The organism is Psychrobacter sp. WY6 (assembly GCF_018448495.1).
Lineage (GTDB): Bacteria > Pseudomonadota > Gammaproteobacteria > Pseudomonadales > Moraxellaceae > Psychrobacter.
Window position 1 is genome coordinate 1,984,654 of record NZ_CP049902.1, and the last position, 12,106, is coordinate 1,996,759.

The 12,106-nt window shown below is 42.1% G+C and carries 12 protein-coding genes and 1 pseudogene; all 13 read right to left on the minus strand.

Annotated elements, in window-relative coordinates; all coding sequences use genetic code 11:
• Positions 1-12 precede the first annotated feature (12 nt).
• Positions 13-222, minus strand: a complete 210-nt coding sequence (locus G7Y90_RS09940; RefSeq protein WP_250162305.1) for a hypothetical protein — start codon at positions 220-222, stop codon at positions 13-15.
• A 164-nt stretch (positions 223-386) separates the two neighbouring features.
• A complete protein-coding gene (locus G7Y90_RS09945; protein ID WP_250162306.1) occupies positions 387-1,907 on the minus strand; it encodes an outer membrane protein in 1,521 nt (506 codons plus the stop codon).
• Positions 1,904-4,258 (minus strand): SdrD B-like domain-containing protein, encoded by a 2,355-nt coding sequence (locus tag G7Y90_RS09950; protein ID WP_250162307.1) that lies wholly within the window; start codon positions 4,256-4,258, stop codon positions 1,904-1,906. The genes G7Y90_RS09945 and G7Y90_RS09950 overlap by 4 nt, the downstream gene beginning before the upstream one ends.
• Positions 4,259-4,380: 122 nt before the next feature.
• Positions 4,381-5,193, minus strand: a complete 813-nt coding sequence (locus G7Y90_RS09955) for a hypothetical protein (protein ID WP_250162308.1) — start codon at positions 5,191-5,193, stop codon at positions 4,381-4,383.
• On the minus strand, positions 5,162-5,713 hold the full coding sequence (locus G7Y90_RS09960; protein WP_250162309.1) for a hypothetical protein: 552 nt from the start codon (positions 5,711-5,713) through the stop codon (positions 5,162-5,164). Before G7Y90_RS09960 ends, G7Y90_RS09955 begins: the two co-directional genes overlap by 32 nt.
• 201 nt (positions 5,714-5,914) lie before the next feature.
• Positions 5,915-6,139 carry a hypothetical protein gene (locus G7Y90_RS09965; RefSeq protein WP_250162310.1) on the minus strand — a complete coding sequence of 75 codons (225 nt, stop codon included), beginning with the start codon at positions 6,137-6,139 and terminating at the stop codon, positions 5,915-5,917.
• Between the two features lie 37 nt (positions 6,140-6,176).
• Entirely contained in the window at positions 6,177-7,385 is a 1,209-nt protein-coding gene (locus G7Y90_RS09970; RefSeq protein ID WP_250162311.1) for a hypothetical protein, read from the minus strand.
• A gap of 82 nt (positions 7,386-7,467) precedes the next feature.
• A pseudogene (locus G7Y90_RS09975) lies at positions 7,468-8,548 on the minus strand (IS3 family transposase).
• A gap of 68 nt (positions 8,549-8,616) precedes the next feature.
• A complete protein-coding gene (locus G7Y90_RS09980; protein ID WP_250162312.1) occupies positions 8,617-8,877 on the minus strand; it encodes a hypothetical protein in 261 nt (86 codons plus the stop codon).
• 1 nt (position 8,878) lies between these two features.
• Positions 8,879-9,208, minus strand: a complete 330-nt coding sequence (locus tag G7Y90_RS09985) for a hypothetical protein (RefSeq protein WP_250162313.1) — start codon at positions 9,206-9,208, stop codon at positions 8,879-8,881.
• The gene (locus tag G7Y90_RS09990; RefSeq protein ID WP_250162314.1) at positions 9,205-9,663 is read right to left on the minus strand and encodes a hypothetical protein; all 459 of its coding nucleotides are present in this window, start codon (positions 9,661-9,663) and stop codon (positions 9,205-9,207) included. Before G7Y90_RS09990 ends, G7Y90_RS09985 begins: the two co-directional genes overlap by 4 nt.
• A gap of 337 nt (positions 9,664-10,000) precedes the next feature.
• Positions 10,001-10,840: a hypothetical protein gene (locus G7Y90_RS09995; RefSeq protein ID WP_250162315.1), complete on the minus strand. Its 840-nt coding sequence runs from the start codon at positions 10,838-10,840 to the stop codon at positions 10,001-10,003.
• Positions 10,806-11,624 carry a hypothetical protein gene (locus G7Y90_RS10000; protein WP_250162316.1) on the minus strand — a complete coding sequence of 273 codons (819 nt, stop codon included), beginning with the start codon at positions 11,622-11,624 and terminating at the stop codon, positions 10,806-10,808. The genes G7Y90_RS09995 and G7Y90_RS10000 overlap by 35 nt, the downstream gene beginning before the upstream one ends.
• Positions 11,625-12,106: the final 482 nt, after the last annotated feature.

Sequence of the window (12,106 nt, forward strand, 5' to 3'; positions counted from 1 at the left end):
TCAACATACAGTTCATAGCACGTTGGCGCGTACTTTGGTATTTTGGGTGGTGAGACTGAGTTTGAACATCATTGCACAGTGATTATCGTCATGGGTTACTGCCACTTCAGGAGTATGATGACTCGCCGATGCAACCGAGGTCATTGTCAGGAAAAAAACGGTTGATAATAAAGCCTTTATAGGCTGTTTATAATGGGCTGCTTTGTTGGCATGATTAGGCATGATGCAAAACCTCATATTAAGCGGATCAGTATCAATATTGGTATTGGTACTTGCGGTTTTTGGCGTTGATCTCATCACTTATTAAAATATCTTTCATATAATATGATGAACAGCGCGATAACGCCCGCATTGTCGTCAGATAATAACACGACAATGGGGATAAATTACAATGTAGAGTGAGTCGTCAAACGCTGGTTCTTACGTGGATCATCACGTTTGAATAGGTCTTCGTCAAACTTGAAGCGTAATCTAAAGTAAGCGCCTTCCATAGTGCTATCGTCATAAGCGATGTCTTCATCCTCAAAGCCCATAAAGTTATAACCTAGTGACAACCAAAGATTGGTCATCGGGCTATAGCCCACTTCCGCACCCAGCATATAAGACATATCATCTGCTTGTTTGTTCCAATAAGTGCCTGCTTGCAAACCCACATCCCAGCGCTCACTGATGTCATATAGACCGCGAGCATAAAGCGCATGGGCTGTATTGTCGCTACTAATATCATCAGCATCAAACTGAGTATATTTACCCGCGTAACGGCCTGATAACGTCAACGGACGCGTTGGATGATAGTTACCACTCAATGACCAGATAACGGCGTCTTTTTGATAGGCGTCATCGCCAGTACTGTTATCATCTAAGCGATACTCAAGCTTGGCTAACATGTCTAACTGATTGCTATCATAATCACGATAAGCAGCTCCTAGCTGGAAGCGATTAATCGTGCGATTGCCATCGTCATAATCGACGCGCGAGTAGATGTCTTTGGCCAACAGAGTCACATCGTCAGTATAGCGATAAGCAATACCAGCGCTACCTAGCAATGTGTCACTGGTCTCACCCCAACGCTTCTCAAAACGCGCTGAGGCTTTGTAATCTTCTTTCGCAAGATACTCTATACCAATGCCAGCTGCCGTTGCGGTGTTTTCGGTATCGCCCTCTAATGATTCAACACGCTCAAATAAGGTGTTTAAAGTCAGACCTTCTTGAACATACCACTTGTTTTTTAGACCGATAGCAGCTTCAGCTTCGCGAGCACTAATGGCGTCACTCATGCGATATTCGCTATAGACTTTGCCATCTTTCATATAAGCGGCATCAAAACCGAAAACCGTACGCTGACGTTCTTCAGTATCATCAAGACCATAGCTACCAGATAGACTGTTGATCAAGTCATGACGGGCGTATAGGCGGCCTAAACCACCTAGCGGCGTCTCGCCTCCGATGGAGGTGGCATTACGATTACTGTTATCAATATCTTGCTCATATTCTGCAAATACTAAAGAGTCATTGAGCTTGGGCAACCGTGCCGTGATGCGAGCGCGGGCGGTAGTACCTTCAATATCTTTTTCAGAATCACTGACATTATTTAGCGCCGATTGATTGATAATATCGTCATTAAAGAGAGTGTTATCAGTCACATCTACGACGTCTGTTACCGCTTGGATATTGCGTGAAGCTGCCGTTGCATCTTGCTTATAATAACGTAAGCCAATCTCGCCAACGATGTTGGTGCTCAAACGCTGTTCAATACTGGCTAAGACACCTTGGCGGCTAGCATCAGTGGTATGATCTTTAGTACGTACGCCTTCTAGTTTTAGCGCGGTCTTTTTGTCATTAATTAAATGAGTGACTTCGACGCCCGATTCAGCGCGCCCAGCAGTCTGCGGCGAGGCACCAGTCACGAAACCTTCGTCAGTATCATTATAATAAGCTTTGGCACGAGTGTTTTCTTGTTATCAAAGTCAAGCTCGATACGCAAGGCATTACCTTCTGCGTCCTGACCGTCTAATTCTGTCGCATTGATTTGATTGCTTGGCTGAAAATTTGGATTCTCAGCTTTATTCATCGCGTATTCAGCGACCAGTTTTAGCTTATCGTTAAACTTGATAACGCTGTTGACGCTAGCCAGCTCTTCTTTGTTAAGAGGGTCATCACTGTTGACATAGCTACCACCGATGGCGACTTTATCAGTCAACTGCTGCTTGGCAGCAATGCCACCGACCAAGTATTTTTCGCCGCCTTCATCGACTTCTACAGTGACTCGTAGATAAATAGGGTTGCCATCGATGTCTTGGCTAGCGATAGGGGCTTTTAAAAATAAGCTACGGCTGATAGGGTCAATTTCATAATCGGCAAAGCGGGTAAGGGTCTCACGGCTAATGATCAAGCCTGGATTGTTAGCGTCACGAGTGATCACTTCGACAGTTTCTGAGTTTTCTAATACGGCATCAAAGTTTTCAGCCAATGGATAAGGGCCTGAGATACCAAGACCACGAGTCTCATTGACGCGCTGGCTAGTACTCGTCTCCGCGACAAAGGCAGTAATGCGAGTATTGCTATCTTCATATTGGGCTTTTAGGCCAGTCAACGTACGGTTATATTGACCTAATTTAATACCTTCATCGTTATCGATTTGAGTTTTTAAGTCGCCATACATAGCAAATGAGCGACCCTTGTCCAAGCGCACATAGAGTTTGCTGGTAGATTGCGCATCAAAGCCCTTGGCTGATGAATCACCATAGACAGGATAGTATTCACCAGGCTCGATATCACGGAACAGACGCTCGCCTTTTTTGTCGCTGTCATAAGCCAAAGTGAGCAAATAATCGCCACGTACTTTGCCTTTAAGGAACATCGCGGCGCGACCAGAAGCGGTATAGTCATCGTTACCAGCGAAATCATTGAGCTCTTGCTCAAAAGCGCCTTGGGCGTCAGTAATGCTGCTGCCATCAAAGTCTTTAAGTGAGATCGCGCCTTCGACGATGCCGACGGCAATGAGAGGACGTAATTGCGCGGTAAATTGTAACGGGATAATCTGTTTACTGCTACCAGTGTCGATGACCAACTCACCTTTACCCGGTACACTTGGTGCAGTCACGGGTATGAGTAGCTCACCACCTGAGACAATAACTTGCGTACCAGCTTGATCTTTACTGCTGTCATTAAGATTGATACGGCCGATATTGGTATCGATAGTGATAGGTGTTGAGGCGATATAAGGACGGCCATCACGGTCTTTTAGGCTAATAACGACTTGATAATCGCTAACGCCATCTGCCGGTACTAGCTGCGCTTGAGTGCGATAGTCAATGGCTTGTAAATTGTCTGGCGTTGATACTTTAATGGTTTGCTCAGAGATAATTTTGCCATTCACGTCAGTAGCGACACCGCGAAGGGTATTGTTGCCGCGTTTTAAGTCGACGGCATAGTAATCAAAGGCAGTCACATTCTGTTTTTCTTGCTCAGCTGTTTTGCCGATTTGTTGTTCTGATACTGCTTTTCCATTGGCATATAGTGTAAATATTGAACCCAGTGGCGCTTGCACCTGTACCATTTGTTTATAAGTGCTGAGCTGTTGACCTTCGTTTAAATTGATAAAAGCCACGTCATTGTTAGCCACTTCTTTGAGATATTCTTCCAACTCTTTTTCTACTGGCGGTGCTACCGTAGTTACGGTCATATCAACACGATTGGCGGCTGGATTGATCATCTCATTGACGATAGCAGAGTCACAGTTGCTGCCCAGATCTAAGTCGCCATTGATGTTGCAGCCACTGGCGTCTACATTATCATCGTAGTCACGATTGTAGTCAGGGTCTAGGGTTAGCTCGGTTTTTACTGCTTGCTCAAGGCTATCATTCTTAGCGCTCACTGATTTGCTACGAGCGACAAGCTCTGTATTCAAACGCTCAGTGCTATCGCCCATACCGACCACGATACCGAAATCGGCACGATGTAATTCGCCATATTTTAAGTCAACGAAACGGCTGCCAGCATCACCAGCATTGCGATTACTTTGGGTGACCATCTCGGTTGAGTGAGGGATGGTGGTGCGGTCAACTTTTAAGACGTGAGTTTTGGCACTGACACCATAGAAGTTATATTTACCTTCAGGATCAGTCACGACAAAGTTACCATTTTCCATGTAGATACGCACTCCTGCAACGCCAAGTTCGCCATCTTCTTTTTGTTGAATGCCGTCACGGTTGATATCGTGGTAGACCTTACCGATGATGATGCCATCAGTATTCATGAGGCCGCGCTCTACTTCAATCTTCCACTGTGCTTCTCTTGAAACTAAGCTTTTACCTTGTTCATTGCTAGCAACGGCAGTCGCGCGGTTGATGCCATCACCGCCTAATGATGAGGAACCGATTAAGACACGATACGTGATTTTTTACTTTCGCCATTTGCCATATTACCTAAATTTAGCACCTGATATTTACCATCAGCTTTAAACTCAGTGGTTTGTGCTTGGTCGATACTGATATCAGCAGTTTGGTTGATACGTACACTACCATCTACATAAGCAAAACCACGGGGTAGGGCGTCTTTTAGCTGTACATCGTAAGCGGTAGAGTTGCCACTATTGGTGATATTAATGGTGTAGCTAACATAATCACCAAATTCAGCGCTTTTAACGTCGCTTTCTTTGGTGACGACTAAGCTTGGGCTATCATCGACGATATTGATTTGTGTATCTAAGTCATCGATACGTACGGTGAAGTCACCTTCGCTTGGTAGCTGCTCAGCGCCAGTGCCGACAGAAGGCGCGATACAGGCGTCTAGACTTGCAGTCAACGTATCATTTGCTAGAGTCTGAATAAATTTGTCATTGATAGCGTTGGCATTGTTTTGTGTTGGTGCTGATAGCTGGTATTTACCAGTACTATTGCCCGTCTCAATCGCTTTCAATGCGTATTTGTCACCCGTCAACAAAGAGGTAATCGTGACCCATACTTGATCTGGCTTATCTAGCTGAACGTTACACTGCGCATAGCTGGCATCGATATAGACGTTTTCATCGATTTGTGAGGTGGTTTTGTTTTCGTCAAACTTAGGCGTTGTAAATTTGATTTCAGGCTCAACGATGATCAGTCTATCAATCGCGTTGACACTCGATACGGATGGGTCTTCCAGAACGACAGCGCCAATTTTAATATCTGCAGTATCGCCACTTTTGCCCATCTGATAAAGCTTGCACGATGAACTGGATACTTTCACTGTGTCCAAGTTTGATTTGTGCGCTTAAATTATCGAAAATAACTTCAGTATCACCATTATCAACGACGCCGTTTTTATTTAGATCTTGATAGACTTTTAAGTTTGAGAGCGTTAGCGATACAGCCAATGTTAGCTCAACAGTCTGGTTGCTATAGCTGGTATTGCTGAGGACATTTACCCAGTTAACTAAGGCGTTGGGCATAACGGTGAGTAACGGCTGTTGAGTGAGTTCAATACCGTATTCAGGAAGGTCTGAGGCTTTGACTTGTACTTGGTTTGAGGTGCTAGATATTGTGACGTCAGTCTGGTTATTGACGTTATAGCTAGCATTTGCAATATTGTTGATGATTTGCAGATTAGGGTTTGCTGCATCAGCTGCAATCGCGATATTTGATTGCATAAGCAACATTGCCAATGACAGCGCAGAGATCTTTGCTGAACACAATGCAGTACGATTAGACGGTGTCATGGTAGATAGAGTCATATGTCGCTTATCCAATAAAATATCAGTGAGGGTAAGGGTAGAGATTCTCTAGCTTGAATAATGAAAAGTGATTAATTCAAGCTAGAGGGGATCTATAAACGTCTATTGAGGCTTATAGATTTAGAACCGAAAATTATTTATGGTGTAGTAGTAGCATTTTAATCTTAACTTTAAAGCTTAAGCTAGCAGTACCTTGAGGAGCTAAAACTCTGTACCAGACATAGCGGCAGTAATAGCAGTAGCATTTGCAGTGGCGTCACCAATAGAAGAGCTGGTAGTAGCAGAAGAAGCAGCCGTACCACTTACATAATCAGCACCAGCTGAGAAGTTAGAAAGTAAATCTGTTATGGTTAAGCCTGTGATATTAAGCCAGAGAAGCCGCTTTTGAATCTGCAGTTTGAATAGCCGAGGAAGTATTAGTCGCATTAATACGATAATATACATTGATCAGGTTTCGCACCAGTTATCGCATCTTTACTAAATAAGCTGCAGAAAAGGCGCCTGTACATGTTGCATCTAGTGCTTGAAACTTCTCTAAAGTTAACCCTTTGACATTAGTTTTATCTGTAACTGTAGTAGCAGTAGGAGCACCAGTACCAGTAGGGGTTAAAGTTACGATAGTATTTTCGCTGCTACCTAAAGCTGCAGCTGTAGTAGCATCTTTAGGATTAGTTACATTGCCTGATGAAATGTTATAACTAATCGTAAATGTACCACCATTAGGAATACCACCATCAGGTAAAGTAGTACCGTTAAGAGAGTATGTATTACCACTAGTAGTGGTAGGTGAAATACTTCTTGTAATTGATGTTGTTGAACTGGCAGGCGTATAAGTGATACTGACAGGACCAATGACAGGTCTGACCGCAGTATTCAAACTATCATCTGCAATAGTGAAGTTTAAAGGGTTAGCATCAGTACCTTCAGTGTCTCGACCGGTATTAGTGATAATAGTCGTGTGCGTAGCTTGACTAGTACTACCTGAGGCAGGTGAAATCTCTCTTACTGTTGGATTACTTAATGCCAATGCACGCTTAACCGTTAATAGTGGCTGCGTAGAATCACCACCTGTACCAGTTGGATTAGAACCATTGATGTTTTCTACATCATCACCTGCTGGGTAATAGGTAGCAGTATTTTCATTTGCGCCTCCATTCTCAGTACTATCTTTGATAGTGACATTACCTACAGGAGCCTCTACATGAGCGTGGTTGATGAGAGGCGAAGCAAGTGTCTCCAGGTCATCTTGTAAAACTCTGAAAGTAACGGTAACGATTGCACCAACTGGCAGATTTACATTGCCAATCTCAAAGCTATCAATAGCATTACTTGTACCATTACTACTTGTAGTAGCAGTATTACCTATTGTTCCCTTCGTACCACTTGGAACAAGCAATCCTGAGTTATCAACAGTAGTAACTATTGAACCTGATACCAATTTTAGACCTGCTGGTAAGCTATCAATAATTTTTACATTAGTGGCATCAGTAGCGTAAGCAGAATCCTTATTGTTTTTGACTGTAATAGTATAGGTTGCCTCATCAGTCGGATTGCTAAGATCTAATGTTTTAGTTACTCTCTTCACAATACTGAAAACAGGAAGTCTAACAATACTCTGGTTCTCATTTGTAAGTATGGTTCCAGTACCAATGAAAGCACTTGAAGCTGTCAAAGTACCTACACCTATCTGACCACCAATTTGATTTGCACTAGGTACGGTAACCCTCCCAACTTAAGACACCTAATAAATAGAATTAAGCTGCCTGATTGAGTTTCTGTATCGGTGTAAAACCGCCATTGCCCATGTTTGGGCGCTTATGATTATAATGGTATAACCAGTTTCTGCTTGTGCGCGTACCTGCTCTAGATTATCAAACAGCTCCTGATTTAACCAATCATATCTCATGGTTCTGTTAAAGCGCTCTACATACGCATTTTGCTGGGATTGCCAGGTCAATATAGCTTAAGATGATACCTGCTGCTCAGCCCAGTCTTTGAGCGCATTGCTGATGTATTCAGGGCCGTTATCGCATCTTATCTGCACAGGTTTGCCTCGGTACTCAATAAGCTGATTAAGACTGCGTATGACCCTCCCGGCCGGTAGCGAGAAGTCGACTTCAACGGTAAGTGCCTCACGGTTGTAATCATCAATGACATTGAACAGTCTAAAGCCGCGGCCATCAGTTAAGCTGTCGTGCATAAAGTCCATGCTCCAGCTTTGGTTAATCCTATCAGGTACTGCTAATGGTATTGGTTTAGCACGTTTAATGCGACGCTTAGGCTTGATTCTAAGGTTGAGTTCAAGCTCGCAGTAGATGCGATATACCCGCTTATGGTTGTACTGCAGTCCTAGCATATTACGCAAGGTTAAAAAGCAAGCCAAAGCCCCAGTTCTTGTTCTCATCAGTCAGTTTGATAAGTAAGTCCGCTATTTGCTGGTTCTCATCTGTTACCACCGACTTGTGATAAAACAGGTGACGCTGATGTTAAAGATACGGCAAGCACGGCGTATGCTAATGCTACGATCTTCAATGTAGTGACAAACCAACGCTTTGCGCCTTTGGGGCGCTACCACTTTTTTGACATAGCATCCTGTAGGATGTCGGATTTAAGACATTCATCAGCGTACATCTTCTTTAAGCGGGCATTTTCAACTTCAAGCTCTTTAAGACGGCTGATAAGTGTGGCGTCCATACCACCATATTTAGATCGCCAGTTGTAGAAGGTGCTTTGGCTGATGTTATGCTCACGGCAGAGCTCGGTAATAGGGACGCCTTGTTCGGCTTGTTTTAGGATGTTGACGATTTGGTTGTCGCTAAAGCGTGTCTTTTTCATAGGATTCTCCTGCTGGTGTATTTTAGCAGTTAATCTCTATTTGTAAGTGTTCTTATTTATTGGGGGGATTACCGTACAGGTACCTGATAAGACAAATCTGCAGTTAAACCTGGTGCCAATTTAATAGTGCCACCACTGGTTATGTTTCCAGCCACCACTGTAAGTCCCAATGCTTGCCCTTCAGCTAAGGTTAGAGCGGTACCATCTGAAGTGCGTTTGATCACAAAGGCGATACTATCGTTGTTAGCTTTAAAAAGATAATTTTGACTTGCTGTAACAAGGGTAGCGTCATCACTAGCTAGAGCTCTAACCGTATAAGTATCAGTCACGTTACCAGTGTTGCTCAAAGAATGAGTGAAAGTTTGTACCACCAAGAGTAGCTGCCTGATTTGAGTTTGTATTATTATTATTATCATTGTCGACAATAGTAGCTATTAGTGAGAAGTTAGCCGTTTCATTAACATTAACTGTGACAGTATTAGAAGTAACCGTAGGTTGAACAACAGTACCAACGCTGTAGCTTGCGGTTGCTACGTTATTAATAGCCCCTGCAGCCTTGGTTGTATCAGTAGCCGTAGCCGCCATAGCCCCAGTAGAGATACCCATCACCGCAGCAACACCAACGGCTAACAGGCTATAATTAAAATTATTTGATTTCATATAGATATCCTAAAATTAGAAGAGCAAGATTTTGTGAGTTGAAGGAGAGGTCTAGTTGACGATCGTGTTAAGTGCCACGGCGGCAGACTTCTGTGCTGGTAATAACTTGATATTCCAGCGCGCAGGGTACGATATTCAGAAAACGGAATTTTAACCATTTTGCCATCGACTTTACGCATCAGTGGCATATCGGCATAGTTCTTGCCATCGATACTGGCTTGAGCACTGGTAGGATTAGCTTCACCAGTGAAAGCCATATTGGCAGGGATAGGCAATACGACCGCCAGATCTTGGATATCTTTGTTAATAATATTGCTGTATGTTGCCTTATACTGAATGACCGTACCCGCTGGAGCATTACGAACTGGTAGATAAGAGATCTTACCTTCGGCGTTTTTGGTGACTTGATTGGCTGTTAAATCCATTTTTAAGGCATCATCTGGCGTGAGCAGCACTTAGTGCTATTACCGACGCTAAGCTTGCTAATATGGCACTGCGTAAAAAATTAAAACCTTTCATATCGTATTCCTTGCTTAAACCATTATTATCAAGTCAATCTTGACTTCGTCCCATGCAATGTAAAAACTGCAATCAACTATGAATAAGAGATGCTGATAAAGTTAGAATTGTTCCTTAATGTGATTGTCACGCAAACAATACAAATATTCACCACAAAAACGACAAATGGTATTTTGGAGTACACAAACGGTAAAAGCCCTATCTATAGAGATAGGGCTTTTGTCAGTAAAAAATATTCTTTAGGGTTGATAATATAGCAAGGGGGAATAGTTACTAAGGGTTCACAGTAGTGCCGTATTTGGTGTTGAAATAAAAATCACTTTTGGTATTTTTTTGCAACATCAATGCAGTAGTTTTGACCGTACCATTCAAACCAAGAGCGACACTATCAGTAGCATAACTGCCATTATTATCGGTAGGCGCCACACGTATAGACGTTACCTGTGCATTATTTACCCCTTTCTTTTGAAGCACATCACTCATGATAAAGTCACTAATAGCAAGATTGGCGCGATTGGTCGCGGTTATCTTATAAGCAATACACTGCTGCGGAGTGATATTATTTTGGATAGGATCCATACTGAACCCAGTTCTTGGATCGCCAGTCATCGGAACTGAGGCGTAAACTAAAGTACTGGCATTGCAATCGTTCACAAACTGGTACTTCTGCAGAACCAAAGCTGCATTCGCAGCGATGACTCTACCAAAGTTGTTATTAGGATAATTATAAGTGGTTGCTGAGAAACCAACATTTCTGCTCTCACTACTAGTGCGAATAGGATAAGTAGCCCCTGTTCGACTTTCTACCAAACAAAGATTAGTATTATTAGCCAGTGTTGTTTTAGGAATACTGATTTGATACTCACCGACAGAAGCCCCGTTTCTAATTACCGATTGGGTTGGATAAGTAATAGAGTTGTTTGCGCAATTGGCTAATCTTACATTACTCCCACTAATACCTAATTCCTGAGGGGTATTAAATACACCGTTAAAGTAGTTTGGTTTATTAAAATAGGTACCACTAGTAATATTGGCGTTATTAGCATCAGCTTGGGTATCAGTAATACCACCGTTATCATCAAATACTGTACCAGAGAATATACTGAGGAACATAGCAGTAATTGTCCACTCGAAAATCAATTTCCTGATTAGTTGATGTACGAAGATACCCTGTATTGGAGTAACGAATTTTAACAGAACTAACTGGCTGAGAAAATTGTACAGATCCTTGACATTGGGTGCCAAGATTTTTGGCTGGGCAATTAGGGTCGCTGACTGTTCTAGTTAACAAGCCTTGTAAAGAGTCGCTGAATGTAATATTTGAGCCAGTTACAGATTGAAAGGTGCCAGATATAGTAGTCCCAGCTTCGTTTACTCCAGTAATTTGTACAAAATCATCAAAAGTGTTGCCATTACTATTCGCATAATCAATATCAAAAGCGCTAAGAGCAACATTAGTTAAAAAAATTGGTTGAGTAGTTATACTATTACGAAAATCAAGATTAATATCGGTGTAAGCAGACGTATTAGGGAATGTACGTCTGACATTTATGGCTCTAACACTATCAAAATCAGTGACAGTAAGAGCATTCAATGTAGTATTCGAGCTAGACTCTTCAGTGCTGATCTTAACCTGCAATGGAATACTGCCAGACGCATTACCTGCAACTTGTACAAAGTTTCCTGAAGATATTAAGCTATTATAGTCATTATTGGTTAAACCCTGAGACGCCCCTGCAATACCAGTACAAGTAGCCCCAGGATTGGGAGCAAGTGCTGAGGCAGAGTTACTAGCCAATAGCAATATCATAAAACCTGTCAAGATTAGTATCTGATACACGTATTCGCGCAACAAATAAATACTTATTGAGTCTGAAGTGAACTGGACTTTATGCATATCTTGTTCCTATAAGCTAAAACTTGCTATAAGCGTTTAACTAGTTCTCAATTATTTCACTAACTAAACTAATGTATATATTACGTAACTTAACATATTAAGCAATAATTTCGTAAAAGTCCTACGAAGTGGATGAATGGCAGATATTTCATGACCAGCTACAGTATCTGGTTATAGATGTTAGCTTGTTAGCAAACAATTCTTATATTTCATTGAAACACATTTCTAAAAAAACTAATGATTATTTATTTCAAAAATACTTGTCATATCACCATTTCTTTACAGCTATAAACAACTGCAGCATAAGAGCCTATAATAAAGAGTTATTATCATTTGATAATTGACTATAAAAGTTGGGTTAGCATCTTATTATCTAACCACTTTTAAATACTCAGTTCATATGCGATAGATAGTAGCGCTGTTTTTATTTTGGCTATGTGAGGCTGCTCCAGATTATGAGTTGGTCAAATACTGCTACATAA